Annotated in this window: 20 protein-coding genes and 1 pseudogene; 19 read left to right on the top strand and 2 right to left on the bottom strand. The window is 41.8% G+C overall.

Features of this window, described 5'->3' with window-relative positions; genetic code table 11:
* The first annotated feature begins 192 nt into the window (after positions 1-192).
* Together B9Y89_RS02530 and B9Y89_RS02540 are read left to right on the top strand one after the other, a co-directional pair.
* Positions 193-1,379 (top strand): annotated as a pseudogene (locus tag B9Y89_RS02530) (IS3 family transposase).
* Positions 1,380-1,805: 426 nt separating this feature from the next.
* A complete protein-coding gene (locus B9Y89_RS02540) occupies positions 1,806-3,200 on the top strand; it encodes a peptide MFS transporter (RefSeq protein ID WP_085521229.1) in 1,395 nt (464 codons plus the stop codon).
* Positions 3,201-3,261: 61 nt separating this feature from the next.
* On the opposite strand, the gene B9Y89_RS02545 is transcribed toward B9Y89_RS02540, so the two are convergent.
* Positions 3,262-3,933 carry a B3/B4 domain-containing protein gene (locus B9Y89_RS02545; RefSeq protein ID WP_369596710.1) on the bottom strand — a complete coding sequence of 224 codons (672 nt, stop codon included), beginning with the start codon at positions 3,931-3,933 and terminating at the stop codon, positions 3,262-3,264.
* Between the two features lie 87 nt (positions 3,934-4,020).
* Between B9Y89_RS02545 and queG the strand changes: the two genes are divergently transcribed.
* From queG to B9Y89_RS02610, 13 genes are all read left to right on the top strand, one after another.
* A complete protein-coding gene (queG, locus tag B9Y89_RS02550; RefSeq protein WP_085521231.1) occupies positions 4,021-5,193 on the top strand; it encodes a tRNA epoxyqueuosine(34) reductase QueG in 1,173 nt (390 codons plus the stop codon).
* A 24-nt stretch (positions 5,194-5,217) separates the two neighbouring features.
* On the top strand, positions 5,218-5,736 hold the full coding sequence (locus B9Y89_RS02555) for a methylated-DNA--[protein]-cysteine S-methyltransferase (protein WP_085521233.1): 519 nt from the start codon (positions 5,218-5,220) through the stop codon (positions 5,734-5,736).
* Between the two features lie 101 nt (positions 5,737-5,837).
* The gene (gene cccB, locus B9Y89_RS02560) at positions 5,838-6,182 is read left to right on the top strand and encodes a cytochrome c551 (protein ID WP_176222072.1); all 345 of its coding nucleotides are present in this window, start codon (positions 5,838-5,840) and stop codon (positions 6,180-6,182) included.
* 244 nt (positions 6,183-6,426) lie between these two features.
* Positions 6,427-7,338: an amidase domain-containing protein gene (locus tag B9Y89_RS02565; RefSeq protein ID WP_254901168.1), complete on the top strand. Its 912-nt coding sequence runs from the start codon at positions 6,427-6,429 to the stop codon at positions 7,336-7,338.
* 72 nt (positions 7,339-7,410) lie between these two features.
* Complete coding sequence (gene trmL, locus B9Y89_RS02570) at positions 7,411-7,884, top strand: tRNA (uridine(34)/cytosine(34)/5-carboxymethylaminomethyluridine(34)-2'-O)-methyltransferase TrmL (protein WP_085521234.1); 474 nt, start codon at positions 7,411-7,413, stop codon at positions 7,882-7,884.
* A 360-nt stretch (positions 7,885-8,244) separates the two neighbouring features.
* The gene (locus B9Y89_RS02575) at positions 8,245-9,426 is read left to right on the top strand and encodes a MalY/PatB family protein (protein ID WP_369596711.1); all 1,182 of its coding nucleotides are present in this window, start codon (positions 8,245-8,247) and stop codon (positions 9,424-9,426) included.
* 90 nt (positions 9,427-9,516) lie between these two features.
* Complete coding sequence (locus B9Y89_RS02580; RefSeq protein WP_085521236.1) at positions 9,517-11,415, top strand: PrkA family serine protein kinase; 1,899 nt, start codon at positions 9,517-9,519, stop codon at positions 11,413-11,415.
* 128 nt (positions 11,416-11,543) lie between these two features.
* On the top strand, positions 11,544-12,101 hold the full coding sequence (lepB, locus tag B9Y89_RS02585; RefSeq protein WP_085521238.1) for a signal peptidase I: 558 nt from the start codon (positions 11,544-11,546) through the stop codon (positions 12,099-12,101).
* A gap of 164 nt (positions 12,102-12,265) precedes the next feature.
* On the top strand, positions 12,266-13,423 hold the full coding sequence (gene yhbH, locus B9Y89_RS02590; RefSeq protein WP_085521608.1) for a sporulation protein YhbH: 1,158 nt from the start codon (positions 12,266-12,268) through the stop codon (positions 13,421-13,423).
* A gap of 112 nt (positions 13,424-13,535) precedes the next feature.
* Positions 13,536-14,399 (top strand): ComEC/Rec2 family competence protein, encoded by an 864-nt coding sequence (locus B9Y89_RS02595; protein ID WP_085521240.1) that lies wholly within the window; start codon positions 13,536-13,538, stop codon positions 14,397-14,399.
* A gap of 118 nt (positions 14,400-14,517) precedes the next feature.
* Positions 14,518-14,946 carry a CBS domain-containing protein gene (locus tag B9Y89_RS02600; protein WP_085521242.1) on the top strand — a complete coding sequence of 143 codons (429 nt, stop codon included), beginning with the start codon at positions 14,518-14,520 and terminating at the stop codon, positions 14,944-14,946.
* 125 nt (positions 14,947-15,071) lie between these two features.
* Positions 15,072-16,814, top strand: coding sequence for a phospho-sugar mutase (locus B9Y89_RS02605; protein WP_085521244.1), 1,743 nt, complete (start codon positions 15,072-15,074; stop codon positions 16,812-16,814).
* Between the two features lie 65 nt (positions 16,815-16,879).
* Positions 16,880-18,151: a TolB family protein gene (locus B9Y89_RS02610; protein ID WP_085521246.1), complete on the top strand. Its 1,272-nt coding sequence runs from the start codon at positions 16,880-16,882 to the stop codon at positions 18,149-18,151.
* A 321-nt stretch (positions 18,152-18,472) separates the two neighbouring features.
* Here B9Y89_RS02610 and B9Y89_RS02615 read toward each other — a convergent pair whose 3' ends face one another.
* Positions 18,473-19,096, bottom strand: coding sequence for a methyltransferase domain-containing protein (locus B9Y89_RS02615; RefSeq protein ID WP_085521248.1), 624 nt, complete (start codon positions 19,094-19,096; stop codon positions 18,473-18,475).
* 196 nt (positions 19,097-19,292) lie between these two features.
* Here B9Y89_RS02615 and B9Y89_RS02620 point away from each other — a divergent pair, with 196 nt between their 5' ends.
* Genes B9Y89_RS02620 through B9Y89_RS02635 form a run of 4 tightly spaced genes read left to right on the top strand, consistent with a single transcriptional unit; the run spans position 19,293 to position 23,083 of the window.
* Positions 19,293-20,867: a peptide chain release factor 3 gene (locus tag B9Y89_RS02620; RefSeq protein WP_085521249.1), complete on the top strand. Its 1,575-nt coding sequence runs from the start codon at positions 19,293-19,295 to the stop codon at positions 20,865-20,867.
* Positions 20,868-20,913: 46 nt separating this feature from the next.
* Positions 20,914-21,666 (top strand): sirohydrochlorin chelatase, encoded by a 753-nt coding sequence (locus tag B9Y89_RS02625; RefSeq protein WP_085521251.1) that lies wholly within the window; start codon positions 20,914-20,916, stop codon positions 21,664-21,666.
* A complete protein-coding gene (locus tag B9Y89_RS02630) occupies positions 21,663-22,280 on the top strand; it encodes an NAD(P)-binding protein (protein ID WP_085521253.1) in 618 nt (205 codons plus the stop codon). Before B9Y89_RS02625 ends, B9Y89_RS02630 begins: the two co-directional genes overlap by 4 nt.
* Positions 22,277-23,083 (top strand): uroporphyrinogen-III synthase, encoded by an 807-nt coding sequence (locus tag B9Y89_RS02635; protein ID WP_085521255.1) that lies wholly within the window; start codon positions 22,277-22,279, stop codon positions 23,081-23,083. The genes B9Y89_RS02630 and B9Y89_RS02635 overlap by 4 nt, the downstream gene beginning before the upstream one ends.
* Positions 23,084-23,093: the final 10 nt, after the last annotated feature.

Here is a 23,093-nt window from a genome sequence, read left to right on the forward strand (position 1 = left end):
AACAATGGGGCGAGAGATACGTAAAAATCAAGGTGTATAAGCCCCAATTTTATGTCCTATTAATTAAATATATTACATAATAGGGTTATTCCGTAAAAGAACAGATACTTTTTAGAGTTAGTCTAAAAAGTGGACACGCTACAGAGAGAATTTTTACAATGAAATTATCAATCGAATGGAGCGTGTCTAAAGATGGGAAAACATTATGATGACGAATTCAAGGAATATGTTGCCAAAATGGTTGTGGATGAAGGCAAAAAAGCGGCGGAAGTATCTAGAGAAATGGATCTCCCTTATAAAACGATGACGCGTTGGGTCCGTGATTATCGGAAGAAAAAACAGTTGAAAGCCGAGGAATTGGACTATATCACCCCTAGTGAGCACAAGAAACGGGAAAAGGAATTGCTGGATCAAATTAAGGAATTGAAAGAGGAGAACGAAATCGTAAAAAAGGCGGCGCACATCTTCATGAAAAACCAGAAATAATTTACGCTTTCATGAATGAACATCGCCACGAGTTTCGAGTCGTGAAGATGTGCCAAGTTCTAGAAGTCTCGAAAAGTGGCTTTTATAAATGGCTTAAAATGCGACCCCATCAAAGTGATTGTGAAAAAGAAAAGGAACGTTTGAAGGGTGTCATTTGTCGACTTTTCTATGAGTATCGTGAAACGTATGGAAGCCCACGAATCACCCATGAACTTCGAAAACAAGACATTCATGTTTCGGAGAAAACAGTGGGGAGATATATGAGAGAAAGGGGGCTCCGTGCGGTTCCAGAAAAACGTTTTGTGACAACAACAGACTCGAATCACAGTCATCCCATTTATCCAAATTTATTGAATCGTCATTTCAATCCAGAACAGCCTGACCGTGCATGGGTGACCGATATCACTTATGTGTGGACATTAGAAGGATGGTTATATTTAGCTAGTGTGATGGATTTATATTCGCGTAAAATCATTGGGTGGCATATTGATAAAAGCTTGTCCAAAGCGTTGGTTTTAAAGGCGCTTAACCGAGCCATCCGTTTGAGACATCCTTCAGACAAGCTCATTCATCATTCGGACCGTGGCAGTCAGTACGCATCCAAAGAATATATTGAGTGCCTAAATGCACACAATATTCAAATCAGTATGAGCCGGCGTGGCAACTGTTATGACAACGCATGCATTGAATCCTTTCATGCGACCATTAAGAAAGACCGTATTTATCGTCGTCAATATAGAAGTCGTGAAGAAGCCAAAAAAGACATCTGGGACTATATCATGAGCTTTTATAATGAGAGAAGAAGTCATTCAACGCTCGGCTATGTCTCACCCAATCAATATGAACGGGCTTATTGGGCATTGACGGAGCGAAAGCAGGACAAAACAGCCTAAATACAACCAGCAACTTTATTTGGAGTGGCGGGCGTGATAGCCTCGACGGCGAGCCAATCTTTTATAATAGCTGGCTCCTTGGCCTGGAACTCACGCCCGTAGAGGCTCCATGTCAAGTTGCGACTATAGGCCGTGTTCCCTTTGATTCAAATACCCCTTACTCGACTCATGAGCTTAATTATTGCGTGTTGATTCATTTCGGTTCTCGTTTAAAGGGAAGACCAATGCCTAACTTAACGTATGGATTAAAAGTTTTTTCGTGAAAGTTTGTCCACTTTATTGACAGAAGTCCATTTTCTATCTTGGGAAGACTGGTAATCATTTTAAAATAAAAACATTTCTCTTTTGTATCTACATTCGACAGATTTTTTATTATAATATTCACCATGCTTAGAAACATCATTCAATGATCTGGAGGGAGTTATCTTGGATACAACCATAAATTCTAACCAAGGGCCTGCGAAAAAGAAACATCCACCCGGGTTATATTTATTATTTATGACAGAAATGTGGGAAAGATATAGTTATTATGGCATGAGAGGGATACTTGTCCTTTATCTAACAGCCCAATTTATTAGTGGTGGATTGGGTATGTCGGATGAACATGCCTTGGGGTTATATGGACTTTACACAAGTGCTGTTTACTTAACTCCGCTGCTTGGCGGCTATTTAACCGACCATTTTATGGGATTACGCACAGCGATCACAATCGGTGGTACAGTTATGGCCATAGGTGACTTTTCTCTATTTGCTTTCCATTCTGAATGGGGCTTGTATTTTGGACTAGCATGTCTGATTATTGGTAACGGCTTTTTTAAACCAAATATTTCAACAATGGTTGGCGAACTTTATAGTAAAAATGATATTCGTAAGGATTCAGCATTTACAATTTTTTATATGGGTATTAACTTAGGTGCGTTATTTTCTCCATTAGTTGCAGGTTATTTATATGGTGACCTTTTTCATTCGACGAGCAACGGTATTGAACACTTTGGTTATAATTTTGCATTTTTAGCATCATCGATTGGTATGATTATCGGTCAATTGCTATTTAACATTTTAGGGAAAAAATATTTAGGTGATTTAGGTAAAAAACCTGCACGTTCAAAGGATGCTACTGAAACATCCAGTAAAGCTCAACCTTTAACAAAACATGAGAAACATCGCATTGGCGTTATTTTTATACTGGCTGTGTTTGTTATCATGTTTTGGGTTGGTTTTGAGCAAGCAGGTGCTTCATTCACTCTATATACGCAAAAATTTATTGATCGAACCATCTTGGGTTATCAAGTACCGACGTCTTGGTTTCAGTCATTGAACCCACTATTTATTTTGTTACTAGCACCGGTTGTTTCAGCCATATGGATTAAATTATCTAAAACAAAACGCGGTGACTTCTCGATTCCAACTAAAATGGCCTTCGGGTTGATGCTTCTTGGTTTAGGTTTTATGGTCATGATTACAGCTGTCTCGATTACAGGCAGTAATGAAGCCAACATTACCATGAAAGCAAGTGCCTTATTCATGGTTTTCACGTATCTATTACACACATTAGGTGAACTCTGTCTATCACCGATTGGTTTGTCTTTAGTTAGTAAAATGTCGCCGGTAAAATACGCATCATTTCTCATGGGGATATGGTTTCTAAGTAATGCAGCAGCTAACTATTTGGCGGCTAAAGTCGGCATTCTCACGACACAGTTAGGTTACTTTGAAATCTACCTTTATGTAGGTATTGTCGCCATGATTTTAGGGGTAGTCTTATTATGCATAACGAAACCGATACAGAAACTTATGCATTTAGAAGACCTTAATGAATAATAAGCAATTGAATCAAAAAAGGATGGCACACTGGCTGCCATCCTTTTTTATAGCCTTCATTTTAAGTTATAATATGCTGCTCAGATTTGCCGCCGTTAATTTGAATGAACATGTCGGCAATTGAAGCCAACATGTCTTGTGCTTCTTTTTCAGACATGGATGGTTTCAGGTAAATGATTTGTAATGCGTTTGTGGTTGTTTCCGTCGTCATTGTGCGTTTGCTGTCAATTATTGGGCTGCCAAAGGGAGCTTGTGTATCTGCGCTTAATATTTTTCCAGTCATGGATGTTGTTCGGCCGTTAAGGGTCTCGTACATATCCTCATCCGTCCCCATCCTAATAGCAATGTCGCCATCCAGCTTGTCTGCATCGTAAATCCCTAGTGGTATCTCAAATTGCAGGGAAAAGAAGTTGTTGACGTCGGCAGCTGAATGAATCATTGGGAGCTGATCCCTTTTTTTTAAACGCCGATACAGGGCTTCGTGAGAGGGCCGGTATCGTGATGGGTCCGTCCCTAATGTTTTGAAGACTTGCCGCCATTCTTGGATACCACCAATGTCAGCTACATTTTTTTCCTCTAATGACAACATCATTTCCTCTTGATAAAGCTGAAAATGCCCTTGAAACATTTGCGGTGAGGCACTGACCGCGATATCATGGTAGGTGATTGCACCGATTTTAAACTGTGGGATTTGTGCTTTGATAGCTTGGTCAATTTCAATATCAATTGTCACACTTTACACCCCTGAATCATACTTTTACCTTAATCATAACATGCCTAACCTTTCAATTTAAAAGGACGAGAAGAGGAGGGTTGTGTCGTGACAGATTTTAAGCAGTTAAAAAAGGATATCCAAATATTTTGTCGAAATCATCAAATAGATAAAGTGGGCTTTACGACGGCCGACCCTTTTACGAGTTTGAAACGGCGTCTCTATCAACAAAAAAATCTCGGCTATCATACCGGATTTGAAGAAAAAGATATTGAAAAACGAACGGAGCCGGAATTGCTAATGGATGACGCACAGAGCATTATTTCTGTTGCCTTGGCGTATCCGGCAAAAATGGATGAAAAACCGGAGAATATCCGAGGCGATCGGAGAGGAAGCTTTTGCCGGGCCTCATGGGGGACAGATTACCACTATGTCTTAAAAGACCGCTTAGAAGCGTTAGAAACTTTTATTAAAGACAAGGTCCCTGGGGCGAAGGTGACATCCATGGTTGATACGGGTGAACTGTCAGATCGGGCTGTAGCTGAACGGGCCGGCGTCGGTGTTCCAGGGAAAAATACAAATTTAATTACGGAGGAATTTGGCTCTTATGTTTACTTGGGTGAAATGGTGACCAACATTCCGTTTGAACCGGATGAACCGTTAGAAGACTTATGCGGTGACTGTAATCTCTGTGTTGATCGTTGTCCCACAGGAGCCCTTGTTCAAGGGGGACAGCTGAATGCGCAAAAGTGCATTGCCTATCTAACCCAGACGAAAGGCTATGTTCCGGAGCCCTATCGACAATCCATCGGCAACCGTGTCTATGGATGCGACACTTGCCAGCAAGTGTGCCCGTATAACCGCGGGGTTAATGTTCACAATCATGAAGAAATGGAACCTGATCCGGAACGCGTCAAACCAGAGCTTATTTCTCTGCTCACTATTAGTCAGAAGCAATTTAAAAAACAGTTTGGAACCATGTCAGGATCTTGGCGCGGCAAAAAGCCGATTCAAAGAAATGCCGTGATCGCGCTAGGTAACTATAAAGAAGTGAGTGCCATTGATGATTTAACCCAGCGTCTGCATCAGGATCCCAAGCCGGTTATCCGCGGAACGGCAGCGTGGGCCTTAGGGCGTATCTATGAAGCGGCTGATAGCGTGCAACGGGCAACAATTAAGGACGCATTAGAACAAGCATTAACGGTTGAGGAAGATGAGACCGTCATTGATGAATGTAAGCAAGCCAGCGTGTCTATTGAAGGGAAACGGACGAACCAATAGGCCAAGGAAAAGAGGAGATATCCTATGAGTAAAAGACCTTGTCTTAATGTTGAAGAAATGGATAGTGCTATCGGCCATTTGACGATTACCAGTATCGATACACGGTTATGTAAGATTGCGTTTGGTGATCTTAACGCAACCTTACCTACGATTCAGGGCTGGGCGAAACATCATATGTTGCATAACGAAATTGCTGTTAATCAAGGGTGCACCCATCCGATCGTTGAACAACTTCAGGAATATCTTGATGGCGATCGGCAGACTTTCTCAATTGACTTAGAACTGATGGGGACCCCCTTCCAGAAAAAAGTATGGCGAGTACTCATGGAGATTGGTTATGGCGAGATCAAAACTTATAAAGATATTGCGGAATCCATTGGTCAAGCTAAGGCGGTTCGCGCTATTGGATCAGCCAATAACCGCAATCCGATACCGATCATCATTCCGTGTCACCGTGTCATTGGAACCAATGGTTCACTTGTCGGTTATGGCGGTGGCTTAGACATAAAACATCAGTTACTACAATTAGAGAAGGCCATTTGAAAAGCGTCCTAAAATGGAAATTCTTATTATGATAATCGTGATATAACATAATATTTTAGGGCTATTTCGGGTAATGTAGAAATAGATAGAGGAGGAAGGATATGATAAGAAAGTTATTGGTCATTGGTATAGCCAGCCTTGGATTAGTTTTATCAGGTTGTGGAAGTAGTGGTGATGAATCATCATCTGAAGATTCTTCTAACGGATCAACTTCTGAATCAACCTCCTCAGCGAGTGCTGAAAAAATCTTTAGTAATAATTGTACAAGTTGCCATGGCGATAATTTGGAAGGCGCTTCCGCACCGGCTTTGAAAAACATCGGCAGCGAGCTATCTCAGGATGAAATTTCAGACCAAATTAAAAATGGTGGCGGTGGAATGCCTCCGGGCTTAATATCAGATGATAAAGCGGAAAAAGTCGCCTCTTGGTTGGCGAAGAAAAAATAGGATATGAATACGGTCATTGGAGCTTTCTCATATATCCCTGAGGGAGCTCTTTTTGATGGGCTCATGAGCGGTGTGGTGTTCCATAAACGGTTTCCCGCAGAGAGCACGTTGCCTCCTGGCTCCACCCCTTTCCAAACTTAATCAAACGTTTGTTTAACGGTTCATACTTCCGCAGTATTGCTGAGGTGAGTCATCATGTCGGCCCATGTAAGCATACTTTATAGCAATGGAAGGGGGCGGGCATATGGAATGGATGAAAGCACTAAGATCGCATCTCAAAAAAACCGGTGAATTTTGGGTCGATCAAGCATATGACCGGTATCAGCTCTTAGATGAAGCTGAACAGAGCAGCATTGTTCGAAAAAAACAGTTGTTGAAAGAACGGAAAGCAGAAATTACCAAGGCTAACATCCGAGGTCAAATTTTAGGTGTTCAACAATTCCAAAATTTAAGGTTTGTTCGTTATATGCGTCATCTTCAATTTGTTGTTAAACAAAAAGATCAGTTTTATATCGAAGAGCAGTGGCTTCCCCGGCGAGCCGAATTCAAGGATGAACAGTTAGTCGGTGATTTGAAAGTTGATGTTCATAAGTGTGATCAAAATAATAATCGAGAAGATGGAGAGCGGTCCACGGTACTGAATGATCGAAAAAAGCAGAAGGGGGGATTCCCGGGTTATGATCGAATGCAGGTAGTGAAATATGCGGATCGCTGGTGGAATACCCATAATCCGGCCTATCAGTCGTTTGATGTGGATTGCACTAACTATGTGTCTCAATGTTTAAAAGCAGGTGGTGCGCCGATGCATGGACAATATAATCGCACAAAAGGATGGTGGTGTACCGATACAAATTGGAGTTACAGTTGGAGCGTAGCTCATGCCTTACGTTGGTATCTTGGTTCCCCTAATAATCAACTGGGAGTGGTTACGGTGGATCGGCCTGAAGAGCTGATGCCGGGCGATGTGGTCTGCTATGATTTTGAAGGTGACGGTCGGTTTGATCATACCACTATTGTGACTGAAAAGGATGCTAATGATATGCCGCTCGTGAATGCCCACACGACGGATTCAAGGCATCGGTACTGGTCCTACGAGGATTCCACGGCATGGACGGAGAACATTCAATATCAATTTTTTCACATTAAGGATGACTAAGCTTTTTATATAAGGAAAGCTAGTGTTATAATATGAAGGTTGACAGGTTCAGTTAAAGAGGTGTTTAAACAAATGGGCATACACGTTGTGTTATATCAGCCTGAAATTCCGTCGAATACAGGGAATATCTCACGTACATGTGCAGCGACTAATTCCACATTACATTTGATCCGTCCGCTCGGATTTTCAACGGATGATAAAATGCTCAAACGCGCTGGGTTGGATTATTGGCAGCACGTTGACATTCGATATCATGATTCACTAGAAGAGGTGTGTAGCAACTTTCCAGATGGTCGTTTTTTCTATGTAGAGAATTTCGGTGACATTCCTCATACTCAATTCGATTATTCAGATACTAGCCAAGACTTTCTATTTGTTTTTGGACGTGAAACGGATGGATTGCCAGATGAAGTGATTGAGAACAATAGAGACCGGTGTTTACGTTTACCAATGTCTGACGTGATGCGCTCACTCAATCTATCTAATACAGCCGCCATCATGCTTTATGAAGCTTTAAGACAACAAGGGTTTCCCGATTTGTCGTAAACGTAAAAAAGCTGTCCCGCCAATAAGCGGGGCAGCTTTTTTGCCTCACATCATTATTCGTGCGACTCAGGTTTATCATTGTACCCAGCAGTGAAAATTGCCGTGAGGAAACTAACCGTAACGGCTAAAATCAAAAATGTCTTCATGACGGTAGCCCCTTTCCAATATAAATCGCCTATACCTACTTCTATTATACCGAATTTAATAAAAAAAGTATACATGTTGGAATTGAATCCCTTTTTACTTGTAGGACGGAGAGCAGCGCTATTCGTTGACCATTTGTATGGTTTGGGATAAAGTAAAAAGTAGACGTAGATGCTTACATAGACGGGTATGTCACTTAATTGGAGGGGATTCACTTTGATTTTTGATTATGATACTGAAATCAATCGCACTAACACGAATTCTGTTAAATGGAACTATGGTCAATCCATATTTGGAAAAGAGGATATATTACCGTTATGGGTTGCTGATATGGACTTTGCCAGTCCACCATCGGTCATAGAGGCGATTCAAAGACGTGCGAAACATCCAATTTTTGGTTATCCCGGGTTGCCAGATGCTTTTTATAATGCAATTATAGGTTGGATGAACCGGCGTTTCGGAGCAACTGTGGCTTCAGATTGGATCACGGCAACGCCCGGAGTTGTACCTGGCATTTCCTATGCGATTGATGCCTTTACGGGACCTGGAGATAAAGTTATTATTCAACCGCCTGTCTATAAGCCATTTTTTTCAGCGGTTGAAAACAAGGGTAGACGTGTTGTGGAAAATCCATTGATTGAGTCGGATGGGGCCTACTATATGGATTATGCCGATTTGGAGGCAAAGATCGATGACCGGACCAAGCTGCTTATCTTATGCAGTCCGCATAACCCGATTGGACGGGTGTGGACGAAGGATGAGATAGAACGATTGGCAGCCATCTGTCAGAAACATAATATCATCATCATTTCCGATGAAATCCATTCAGATCTGGTTTTTGACAGAGAAGCTCACACGCCGTTATTCACACTGTCTGAATCTATCGCAGACCGTACAGTAACGTTTATTGCACCGAGTAAAACCTTTAATCTCGCTGGTCTGTTTTCATCTGTCGCTCTGATTAAAAATAAGCAGTTATTATCAGACTTCCAGGCGGCTTCCGAACGTGCAGGCGTCAAAGATAAGTTAAATATCTTTGGTATTGAGGCTTTAATAGCTGCTTATAATGATGGTGATGAATGGCTTGATCAACTTTTGACTTATTTGCAGGGCAATGCTAAGTTTGTCCATCAGTTTCTTTCTGACCGTATTCCACAAATTAAGATGAAGATGCCGCAAGCGACTTATCTTGGCTGGATGGACTTCCGCGAATTAGGATTATCAGCTGATGAACTGGATCAATTCTTGATTCATGAGGCGGGGCTTGGTTTAAATAATGGCATATGGTTCGGTCCGGGAGGTGAAGGGTTTGCCCGCTTAAACTTCGGCTGTCCACGATCCATATTGGAGCGGGCGATGTCCCAACTGGAGCAAGCGGTTAAAGCCCGGTTTGTCTAATCCTATCCTAAATTATTTAGCAATTTATTTTAATCCTTTCCACCCCTGATGCATAGGATGTAATACACCGCTTTACACCGGGGGGATTTCATGGAGTTTCTGGATCAGGTCAAACAGCACCGTAACAATGAGGAACAATTGAAGTGGGAAGGCACTTTTGCTGATTATTTGGAATTATTGAAGGAAAAACCTTGGGTTGCCCAACCGGCCCATGCCCGGGTCTATAATATGATTAAGTCGGCGGGTGTGACGGAAAAGGACGGTCATCATCATTATCATTTTTTTGATGATGACATATATGGATTGGAAGAGACGCTCGAACGCTTAGTTGAGGAATACTTTCATCCAGCTGCCAAACGGTTGGATGTTAAGAAACGGATTTTAATGCTAATGGGGCCAGTAAGCGGTGGTAAATCGACGATTGTCACGATGCTCAAACGAGGGTTGGAACAATTTTCACGCACAGAAGAAGGAGCCGTTTATGCCATCAAAGATTGTCCCATGCATGAAGACCCTTTACATTTAATCCCAGACCATCTAAGAAATGAATTTTACCAAGAATATGGTATAAAGGTAGAAGGGCACTTATCACCATTAAACGCTATGCGCCTAGAAAAAGATTATGATGGAAAAATTGAAGATGTTCCTGTTGAGCGCATCTTCTTTTCGGAGGATCAACGTGTGGGTGTCGGAACGTTCAGCCCATCTGATCCTAAGTCACAGGATATTGCTGATCTTACGGGAAGCATTGATTTTTCAACAATCGCTCAATATGGTTCTGAGTCAGACCCTCGTGCTTACCGATTTGACGGGGAATTGAATAAAGCCAATCGTGGATTAATGGAATTTCAAGAAATGCTTAAGTGCGATGAGAAGTTCCTGTGGCATTTACTCTCACTAACCCAAGAAGGTAATTTTAAAGCGGGGCGCTTCGCCTTAATTAGTGCCGATGAAATGGTGATTGCTCACACGAACGAAGCAGAGTACCAATCATTTATTAGCAATCAGAAAAATGAGGCTTTGCAGTCACGGATGATTGTCATGCCTGTCCCGTATAACCTAAAGGTAAGTGATGAAGAACGCATTTATGAAAAAATGATTCATGACAGTGATTTGTCAGGTGAAGTTCATATTGCTCCACACGCTTTGCGGACAGCAGCTATTTTTTCCGTGTTAACACGTTTGAAGGAACCAAATGTGCGCGGAATTGACTTGGTACAAAAGATGCGTCTATATGATGGTGAAAACGTGGAAGGGTTCAATGATGTTGATCGACAAGAATTAAGACATGAATTTGCTGATGAGGGAATGACGGGGATTGACCCCCGCTATGTGATTAACCGGATTTCGTCGGCGATGATTAAAAAAGATGTTCCGTCAATTAACGCGTTAGATGTATTGCGTTCCTTAAAAGAAGGTCTTGATCAACATCCATCCATTTCAAAAGAAGATAAAGACAAATATTTGAATTTTATTTCCTTAGCGCGAAAAGAGTACGATGAAGTTGCCAAGCAAGAAGTACAAAAGGCTTTTGTTTACTCATTTGAAGAATCTGCAAAAACCCTCATGGATAATTATTTAGATAACGTGGAGGCTTATTGTAATAACAACAAAATACATGATCCGATCACAGGTGAAGAGATGGATCCAGATGAAAGACTCATGCGCTCAATCGAGGAGCAAATCGGAATTTCTGAGAATGCTAAGAAGGCCTTTCGTGAAGAAATTCTCATTCGAATCTCCGCTTACGCACGGAAAGGAAAACGATTCGATTATCAGTCCCATGAACGGTTACGTGAAGCTATTCAGAAAAAGCTGTTCGCTGATTTGAAAGATGTGGTTAAAATAACAACCTCGTCCAAAACACCGGATGAAACCCAGCTTAAGCGCATGAACGAGGTTACTCGCCGGTTAGTTGAAGAGTATGGTTACAATCTAACATCAGCTAACGAATTATTAAAGTATGTCGGAAGCTTATTGAACCGGTAAACATTAATAGCGGAGCGGACGTCACTTTGCAGGCTTCACCAAAGTGAGTCCCGTCCGCTGGTTCCTTGTTTTTTTAATAGAACCGGTGGTAAAGTATAGAGAAGGAACATATGTGGAGGGTTTTGCCAATGACACGGAAAAAAAGCAAGAGTGAAGCTGTTGAATGGTTTAAAGCATTAGGACTTGCTGTTATTATTGCCATTGTAATTAAATCGTTTTTCTTTACAAATTATATTGTAGAAGGCAAATCAATGATGCCAACATTAAAGGATGGTAATCGTTTAATTGTCAATAAAATTGACTATGACATTAGTCAGCCGGATCGATTTGATGTGGTGATTTTCCATCATAATGATAAAGAGGACTATGTCAAACGAGTAATCGGACTGCCTGGAGATACAATTCGTTATGAGAATGATGTGCTCTATGTCAATGGCAAAGCCGTTAAAGAACCCTATTTAAAACCTTACAAAGAGCAAATAAAGAGCGGTCATTTGACGGAGGACTTCAATTTGAAAGACTATACCGATCACAAGAAAGTACCTAAGGGAAAATTATTTGTGCTGGGTGATAACCGGCGTGTGAGTTCGGATAGTCGTGTATTTGGTTTTGTTGATATGGATCAAGTCGTTGGTAAAGTTAATTTAAGATACTGGCCCATCCGTCAATTCGAATTTATGCATTAATATCAAGGACATGCTTCCGGTATAACCGGGAGTTTTTTTTAGCCAAAAAATTTTGGTACCTAGAGCAAACCACGTCTTTAATTGCATAAGATAAAATAATCTCCTTTTACAAGTCATACTGAATGTTACAGTGTTTGGACAGTCACCAATTAAGGAGGGTAGCCATCTTGGGTAATTATTTGATATCAGAAGAAAACTGGGATCTACACCGGAAAGGTTTTGATGATCAACAAAGGCACGCTGATAAAGTCAAGGAAGCTGTCAAACAGAATCTCCCTGATTTAATTAGTGAAGAAAATATCGTGTATTCGAATGGAAAAAATCTGACGAGATTGCCTATACGATCATTAGACGAATATAAAATCCGTTATAACCATGAGAAAACGAAGCAAGTCGGTCAAGGCGACGGTGAAAGTGAGGTCGGCGATGTTCTCGGACGCATTCCGCAAAACCAGAAATCATCAGGAAAAGATAAAGCTGGCCAGGCAGGTGAAAAGCCAGGGGTTGATTATTATGAAGCTGACGTATCGATGATGGAAATCGAGGATATGTTTTTTAAAGAACTGGCATTACCGAATTTAAAAAAGAAACAACAGGATCAAGTTGTTGTCCAAGATATCGAATTTAGCGACATTCGTCGTAAAGGATTGATGGGCAATATTGATAAACGGCGAACAATTTTGTCAGCGGTCAAACGTAATGCCATGAAAGGTCAGGCAACAATTCAACCCATTACGGACGACGATCTGCGATTTAAAACTTGGGAAGAACATCAAGCCCCGGAGAGTAAAGCGGTCGTTATGGCTCTCATGGATACCAGTGGTTCAATGGGGATATGGGAGAAGTATATTGCCCGGAGTTTTTTCTTTTGGATGACGCGGTTCCTCCGTACAAAATATGAAACGGTCGAGATTGCCTTTATTGCTCATCATACAGAAGCTAAAGTGGTGGCAGAAGAGGAATTTTTCGCGAAAGGTGAAAGTGGTGGAACAATTTGTTCATCAGCTTATCGAAAGGCATTGGAGCTGATTGAAGATCGTTATTCACCAGCTGTTTATAATATCTATCCATTTCATTTTTCCGATGGTGACAATTTAACGTCAGACAATTCCAAGTGCGTTCAACTTGTACGAGAGTTGATGGATGTGGCTGAATTTTTCGGTTACGGTGAAATCAACCCTTATAATAGGAAGTCAGCACTCATGCAAGCTTTTCAAAACATCCAAGACGAGACTTTTCAACATTATGTTTTAAAACAAAAAAGTGATGTCTATCATGCGATGAAATACTTTTTCGCTAAGCAACCATCGGTTCATCAATAGCCCGCATAAAGGCGGGCTTTTTTTGATGATGTCAATTCCAAATTTTTCTATAATCATCTTCATATAAAAATGAATTCTCGGTGGGTAGTCTAAACCTAGGAGGAATTAAAATATGATGTGGTTGTCGCGAATATTTCTGGTATTTATGCTGCTGTGCCTAATGATGCCCAATGCTGCGGTAGCGGCAGAGTCGTCCAAAGTTAAAGTCCATTTTATTGATGTCGGACAGGCTGACAGTATTCTTATACAGTCTGAGCATAAGAACTTGTTAATCGACACAGGCGATGAAAATTCCGGAGAACAGATCGTAAATTATTTACAAGCCAACGATGTTGATGTGCTTGACGCTTTAATGATCACACATCCTCATCATGACCACATTGGCGGTGTCACTGATGTTCTTGAGCAAATCAAAGTTCAGTCGTTTTACATGCCCCCTTTAAAAAATAAGACGAAAACCTTTAATCGTCTGAAACAAGTGATTGATGAAAAGAAAATTATGGTCTTCCAAGCTAAAGCGGGCGACAAAATTAACATTGAAAAAGGCGTCACCATGAAAATCATTGCTCCTCTAAAGGGCAAGTATGACAAGATGAACGATTATAGTTATGTGATGAAACTCATTCATGGCAAAAATGAATTTCTGTTTATGGCGGATGCCGGGGAACAGAGTGAGACCCAATTACTCACAAAAAATGTCGACATTCGGGCTGATGTGATCAAAATCGGACATCATGGCGCCAACACGGGCACCACACTGCCCTTTCTTAAGGCGGTTAATCCTGATTATGCAGTGATTTCGGTTGGGAGGAATAACCGTTACGGTTTTCCTTCAAAAGCGGTTATCAAACGGCTTAAGTATTTAAAGATTCCGACCTACCGTACTGATTTAATGGGAACGATTGTCGCTGTGAGTGATGGTCAAAGTATTGAGATCGATAATGAAGGAATTCATGATCAAGATGATGACAGATAGCATTCATTGCGCAAAATAATTTGCTGGTAGTCACAATTTTTTTCATAAAAAAATCGCGCTTAAGATAAATGAAAACCAGAGTAATCGAACACAATATAGGTGAAAGGGGGCACTCATCATGGGACAAAAATTAGGTAGTGTCATGACAAAAGATGTCATTTCTGTCGAACCTGGGCAATCTGTTCAGCAGGCTGCACAGTTGATGAGTCAATATAATATTGGAGCGTTACCAGTTGTTGAGAACGGTCAAGTTAAAGGTATGATTACTGACCGTGATATTACTTTGCGTTCGACAGCACAGGAAAATAATGAGCAATCAAAGGTTTCCGAATGTATGTCGACAAACAACGTAAGAATGGGTGACGCCAACATGGATGTTAATGAGGCTTCAACCATGATGGCCGAGCATAAGCTCCGCCGTTTACCGGTTACGGAAAACAACGAACTTGTCGGCATGGTAGCTCTTGGGGACTTAACGCAAGATAACGAACCAAATGATGCCGGTCAAGCTTTATCAAGTATTTCTAAGCCATCTGAGCCTCAATAACATGGCCCTCAACAAAAAGGGAACCCGCTATGGGTTCTCTTTTTTATATCGGCGGCTATTCCATGATTTTTGAGTTTATTTTATAATGGAAATATCATTAAACCGCTCAAGGGGGATTCACATCAATGGACTGGAAATCAACTTATCAAAGATGGTTGGCTGCTGAGGATTTAGATCCAACATTAAAGGCCCAACTTGACCAAATGGCTAATGATCCATCGCAATTGGAAGACTGCTTTTATAAAAATTTAACTTTCGGAACCGGTGGTATGCGCGGTGAACTAGGCCCGGGAACAAACCGGTTAAATATATATACGGTTCGCAAAGCTTCCGAGGGATTGGCCCAGTACATATTAAGCAAAGGTGAATCGGCAGTTAAAGATGGAGTTGTGATCGCCTGTGACTCCCGCTACCATTCACAGGAATTTGCTTATGAAGCAGCAGCAACGATCAGTCAACATGGGATTAAAACGCATGTATTTGAATCACTACGCCCGACACCGGAGTTGTCCTTCGCCGTTCGTTACCTAAACGCATTTTCCGGCATTGTAATTACCGCAAGCCATAACCCACCTCAATATAATGGTTATAAGGTCTATAATCAGGAAGGTGGGCAATTACCTCCAGACGAAGCCAATGAGGTTATTGAGTATGTTAATGGTGTTAAAGATGAGTTAGCTGTAACTGCAGGTGACATCGAGAATCTCAAAGTAAAAGGCCTGTTAACGGTAATTGGAGACACCATTGACCGGGCCTATCAAGAGCAATTAGAAACGATTTCGATGAATCCTGATATCATTAAAGAAATGGCCGATGATTTAAAGATTGTTTTTACACCGCTTCACGGGACTGCTTATCACCCAGTAACCCGGGGATTAGCTCACTGGGGCTTTAATAATGTCACTGTTGTCAAGGAACAAGCGGATCCCGATCCTGAGTTTTCAACCGTTGATTTGCCTAATCCCGAAGAGCATCAAGCGTTTAAATATGCGATAACTGAAGGTCAAACTATTAATGCTGATGTGTTGTTAGCAACCGACCCAGATGCTGACAGAGTGGGGGTTGCCGTAAAAAATAACCAAAGCGAGTACACGGTATTAACTGGCAATCAAACAGGTGCCGTTTTGTTACACTATGTTTTAACGCAAAAGCAATCTAAAGGCGCATTGCCTGATAATGGGATTGTTCTTAAGACGATTGTAACGTCGGAAATCGGACGTGATATTGCCGCTAGTTTTAATATCCCGACTGTTGACACTTTAACCGGGTTTAAATTTATCGGTGAAAAAATTGGTCAATATGAGAAAGACCAGTCCCATCAATTCCTGTTTGGCTATGAAGAAAGCTATGGTTATCTAATCGGTGATTTTGTCCGTGATAAAGATGCAGTGCAAGCTTGCTTGATGGCGGCAGAAGCTGCGGCTTTTTATAAGCAGCAAGGGATGACCTTATATGACGCCTTAATGGAGATTTATGAACAATACGGGTATTACCAAGAAGGTCTTGAATCTTTGACGTTAAAAGGTAAAGAGGGCTCTGAAAGGATTGGTAACATCTTGTCTGAATTTAGAAGCGAGCCGCCAAAAGTAGTGGCGGGTCAAACGGTTGAGGTGATTGAAGATTATCAAAGCTCAAAACGGCAGTTGATTTCGTCAGGAACCGTTGAAACCATCGATTTACCGAAGTCCAATGTGCTTAAATATAAGCTGACGGATGGCTCATGGTTCTGCCTGCGTCCATCAGGGACCGAACCAAAAATTAAATTTTACTTTGGTGTTAAAGGCTCGAACTTACAAATCGCTCAAGATCATCTCCAAGTAGTGAAGGGATCCGTCATGGCAAGTGTGGATGCAATTTTAAAGCGTTAAATTCATAATCAGAGGACCACAATGGCAATCTATAAAGGTAAGCCCATTCAGTAAGGATGTGTGGTATGACGAAACATGACAGAAGGATGGTATTAACTTTACTGGTGATGGTGATTGCCATTGTTTTGGTTCCTGTTCATTTAACGAAAGCCCGTGATGCTAATATAAAAATTGCCTATATTTATCAAAAGAATCTTTGGATTCATCATAACGGACAAACGACACAAGTTACCGAAAATGCCAAAGCTTCTCATCCACTTTGGTCGCATGATGGCCGGTGGCTTGCATTTCAAGACGGTGGCCCTGGTGGTATGATCAAAGTGTATAATTTACGTACGGAAGAACTGAAAACAATTACAAGCCATGGTAGCAATCTAAGGTGGTCACCGACAGCCGATATTTTAGCTTACCAGTCAAATAATATTTTAAAGGTGGCCAAAACTGAACATTTACCTGGGAATGATTTTAAAAATTTAGGGGTTTCGTTAGGGGTGGCGAATTACGCTTGGGAGCCAAACGGAAAGGGTTTTTTGGTATCCTCTCAGTCACGCCTATTACCGACGGGCTGGGATTCGGTTAAATTATTCAAAGTCCCGTTAAATGCCAATATGAATCAAAGTCGCTCCCAGTTGTTTTACTCCCTGCCTAAGCAATCAACTGATTTTTTTGCCGTTGGAACAAGTCAGTTTAAATGGTCCCCGACACGTGATTGGATCGCTTTTATTGCTCACCCAACCGCGTCAGCCTCGGCAGACAGTAACACCTTAGCTGTTTTATCTAAGAATGCTGATACATTTATTCGGCTAGACAAAATGTTACTGAATCCTGATTGGTTTAAGTGGGCACCGGTGGGTGACAAATTGGCGTATATAGATGGTACCGGCCGGTTTGCGGTAAAAAATAAGCAGTTATCTGTTAAGGAAATGCCGGCAGCTAATCAGCATACATTGACACCTAAGGGATTTGTGGATCGCGACTTTACTTGGATAGGTTCGAATGAATTTGTTGTCGCTCGAGCTAAGGAACAGGAGTGGAAGAACGATCCAGACCAACGAGCCTTGCCGACGTTATTTTATATTGACAGTCAGTCAGGGAAACAAAAGCAGTTTGTTCAACCGCAGAAAGGTTGGGGGGACTTTGCTCCAATTTACTTACGTGATGGCGATCAGCTATTGTGGGTACGTTCCAACCGTAAGAAAGCGAAGATTTGGATGGCAAATGAGAATGGAAAGAACGCAAGGCAAGTGGTGAATCATATCGATACAAGCTTGGGGTATTATGAGGCTTATGATTGGCAAAATGTTGTTAGTATATATAGGCGTGGGGACGCCAGGTAACGTAAGGGATTTCGACTTAAGCAAGGAGGGGGCTAAGAACCCTGTTGCATGCTGAACTGACTCACAATGCTGGAAGCCAAAAGAAACCCTCTGAGCGGTATGTTCAGAGGGTTAGTGATATTGTGGATGTGATAAATGTTTGCGATCGAGCGTCCCTTCACCTTTACAATAGGGACATTCTCCCTTAGACCGATTAAAGAACAAAAATTTTTTTGCGACAGTGCCTGTGCCGTTACACTTCTTACATAACGTTTTGATAGCCATAGGTGTCGACTCCAATCCTCCGTTCCTTATGAATAGTGTGAACAAGGCCTCTTTGGTTTATGAGCATGGCTTTCGACAGACGGCTACACCTAGAAAATAACGGACACCTTTCCTCGGGGGTTCGATTGTTACGCCTCGTTGGTGATAGATTTCAACATCATCAAAATCTTTGAACAGGGCTTCAAATTCATCGGGTGTTAATTGAAAATAATGGAATGGCTCGCTTGAAGGCTTGTGTTTCCCTTGACCAAACGGCGTTGATAATACAAGGGTTCCGCCGGGTTTTAACAAATGCCAAACTTGCTTTATGAATTGTTGTTCGTCAGGCACGTGCTCAATCGTTTCAAAACTTAATAGGGTATCAAATGTACCGAGTTTTTGTGGTAAGTCGGGGTCTAAAACATTGGCTATTTGGTAGGAGGCTAAGGGATGGTTATAACGTCCTTTAGCATAATGAATAGCCTCTTCAGATATATCGACACCGATGATTTCTGATACTTCACGCCTTCGAGTTTTGGCAATGAATTGGGTGCCATAGCCGGAGCCGCAAGCGAAATCAAGCACGCGTCCGTGGGCATAGGGATTAGAAAAGTAATAGCGTGCAATGTGTTCAAGGTAAAGGCCGTTTGTCGGCTTCATCTGGTCAGGTATGACGCGTTCACCTGTGTATTCTAACAACATCTTTCACCGCTTATGTGTTAAATTTAAAATAATTTAGATTCATTATATTCATTTTATCTTAATGAATGGTTTGATTCAAATCATTTGCGCTAAGAAGGCAGAGCTACAAATGGAACAGTAAATATGTTAAATTTGACAACAGTGATAATTTATATTTTATGAGAAGATTATAGGAAGACGAAAAGGAGTCGGCCCTATGACAGAATTGAAACAAGCCGCTGACAGGCGGAAAACATTTGCGATCATCTCTCACCCGGATGCAGGCAAAACGACGTTAACGGAAAAATTATTGTTACTTGGCGGAGCGATTAGAACGGCCGGAACGGTCAAGTCAAGGAAATCAAAGAAGTTTGCAACCTCTGATTGGATGGCGCTTGAACAACAACGTGGCATCTCTATTACATCAAGTGTCATGCAGTTTGAATATGATGACTACAAAATAAATATTCTCGATACACCGGGGCACGAAGATTTCAGTGAAGATACGTATCGGACGTTAATGGCCGTCGATAGCGTTGTCATGATTATTGATGCGGCCAAAGGCGTTGAGCCGCAAACAATCAAATTATTTAAGGTGTGTCGTGAGCGTGGGATTCCCATTTTCACCTTTGTGAACAAACTCGATCGGCAAGGAAAAGAACCGATTGAACTATTTGAGGAAATTGAAGAGGTTTTGGGGATTGAATCGACGCCGATTAATTATCCTATTGGCATGGGGCAATCTTTCGCTGGCGTTTATGATCGTCTAAATAAACAAATTGAGTTATACCATGAATCGGATGAACATGATACAGTCAAGGTCTCGGGTTATGATGATTTGACGAGCGCTCTTGATGGTGTGGTTGATCAGGACACGATTGAGCAATGTACTGAAGATTTGATGTTGGTCGAAGAAGCTGGAAATACGTTTGATATGGATGCTGTAATGGCTGGTAAGCAAACACCGGTGTTTTTTGGCAGTGCTATATCAAGTTTTGGCGTACCGACTTTTTTGCGGCATTTCTTGAAGATCGCACCCGCACCATCTGGTCGTGAAACCAATAAAGGGTATCTTGAACCGTCAGATCCGGTATTTTCTGGGTTTGTTTTTAAGGTTCAGGCAAACATGGACCCAGCCCATCGCGACCGTGTTGCTTTCTTGCGGATTTGCTCTGGGAAATTTGAGCGAGGTATGACGACGTGGCTGGATCGAACAGGGAAACAAAATAAGTTGGCACAGCCCCAACAATTTTTTGCCAAAAGCCGTGAAGTCATCGATGATGCTTATCCCGGTGATATTGTCGGATTATATGATCCGGGAATGTATCAAATTGGCGACACAGTATGTGGAACGAAGGAAACCTTCAATTTCGGCAGGTTACCTCAATTTCCACCCGAGCACTTTGCTAAAGTTCGACCGAAAAATGCGTTAAAGCAAAAACATTACCTAAAAGGATTGGAACAAATCGCTCAAGAAGGCGCGATCCAAATATATAAGACCCCTAAATTTGAAGAGTATGTTCTTGGAGCCGTCGGAAAATTGCAGTTTGATGTGTTTATCTACCGGATGGAGGCTGAATACGGCGTTGAACTCGTAATGGATCAAATGCCGCATGAGCTTGCGCGTTGGCTTCTTGATACTGACGTTCCTGAACAAGCACTCCGTTCATCACGTAGCACCCTTGTGTATGACCATCAGGATCGCCCGGTCATTATTTTTGAAAATGAATTTTCATTACAATGGTTCAGGCAGCAACATCCTGAAGTAAAGCTTTCAGATCGGGGCATTTGATAGAAAGTCAACATGGACGATTTTAAATCATCGAAGGGGGCTTTGTATGCAAGGTGTCTTATACGTTAGTCATGGTAGTCGCTTGCCTGAAGCGCTTAAAGAAGCTATTTCGTTTATTGATGCCGTTAAGCCTCGTATTAATGCATCATTACAAGACATCTGTTTTTTGGAATTAGCCGATCCTACAATTCAACAAGGAATTGAAAGATTAGTGAGTTTGGGCGCGTCGGCTATATCGGTTGTTCCGGTCCTATTGTTTGATGCGAAACATTATTACGTTGATATTCCTCATGAGGTGGCTGCGGCGCAAAAACAATTTCCTAATATTTCATTCACATATGGTCAGCCGCTTGGCGTTCAGAAACGCTTGACGGATATCTTGGTGACACGTATACGGGAACAGCGCTCTGTTATTCATCAGGACGCTTCGATTGTACTTGTGGGGCGGGGAAGCCGTTATCCGGCAATCAAACAGAAGATTGAATCAATCGCGTTCACCCTGGCGGATACCTTGAACGTTGAACGGATAAAAACATGTTATTTGGCTGCCTGTACTCCTTCGTTTGACGAGGGCCTTCGTGATGCGATTGACCATGGGTCATCACAGGTTTTTGTCGTTCCGTACTTATGGTTTACAGGTCTACTGATGCAATCAATGGAAGAAACCATTAACGGCTTGAACCATTTATCACAAGATATCGTTTTGTGCCGTCACCTAGGTGATCATCCAAATATTAAGGATGCATTGGTTGATCGGGTTAACGAATCGTTTCAGTTTAATCGGGATTTTATAACATGAGCCCCTTACCATTAACTGTTGATTTATTTGGTAAACGGGCGGTTATTGTCGGCGGCGGTCGGATTGCCGAAAGACGAACTAAGACGCTATTGGAAACAGGTGTAACATTAACCATTATTAGTCCAAATGTAACTGATGGGATATGGGAGCTATATGAGCAAGCCTTAATCGATTGGCAGCCCAAGCTCTTTGAAGAGAAGGACGTGTCAGCCGCCTTTATCATCATTGCTGCAACGAATGACCCTAAAGTGAATTGTGCCGTCTGTGAAGCAGCAGGTTCACAAGCTTTAGTTAATGTCGTGGATAACCCAAAGCTTGGGAATGTTCATGTTCCTTCTCATTTTAAACGAGGAAAACTATCGATAAGTGTGTCAACGAGCGGTGCCAGTCCGTTGTTAGCAAAAAGCATAAAAAACGATTTAGCAGCCAAATATGATGAACGTTATGTGGCATATCTTGACTTTTTATATGAGTGTCGTCAGCTACTGCAGTCATCATCATTATCTCAAGATAAACAACATCAAATCCTATCAACTCTCTTGTCTGAAGTTTATATGAAGCCGGAGAAACAAACACAAACCCTTAATTGGTTAAGAGTGGAGGCAGAAAAATGAAAGGGCTTGAAGGTCGCTTGATTGGATTGGCGGCAACGAGGAAGACAGATGCCATATCTGAATTGATTCGTAAAAATGGGGGCACCTCGTTAAGCTTCCCGATTCAAGGTCAACAATGGCTGGAACATGAAGTTGCAGAAATGGATGTTAGGCAGCTTTTGGAAGGTCGATTTGATTGGCTGGTTCTAACTACAGGGATTGGCATTGAAACGCTGCGGGCGGCCGCTGATCAGCTTGACCATCGAGAGGCGTTTGACCATGTGCTTCACCAGAGTAACCTGGCTGTACGAGGCAGTAAGACGAACGCTGTTTTAAAAGAATGGGGAATTCAACCGGAACTCGTATCCGAAGACGGCACAATGGATACATTGTTCGAAGCATTGATGCTTGAAGACCTTGGCGACCGTCGCGTGTTTTTACAATCGTACAACCAAGATGATGCTGTGTTACGTGATCAACTGGAACATGAACACATGACCGTTTATCTCTCACAACCTTATCAGTATTTATCCCCTGATATTCAAACCCTCAGTGCTTTACGGGAGGCTATCATGACAGCATCTTTGGATGCAGTCATTTTTACGAGTAAGACCCAGGTACGGAATCTTTTTGCTGATTCTGAGCACCAAGATACCCTCATTCAGTCCTTTAATGAAAAAGTGTTGGGGGTCGCTGTCGGTCAAGTAACCGCTCAAGCATTAAGTCAATTGGGAATTAAGCAAATTATTCAACCGGATAAGCCGAAGATGGGGGCCATGGTTGTGACACTTACGAAGTATTATCAAGAGCAGATGACCGAATAATCAACATAAA

Origin of the sequence: Tuberibacillus sp. Marseille-P3662, assembly GCF_900178005.1 — a bacterium.
Lineage (GTDB): Bacteria > Bacillota > Bacilli > Bacillales > Sporolactobacillaceae > Marseille-P3662.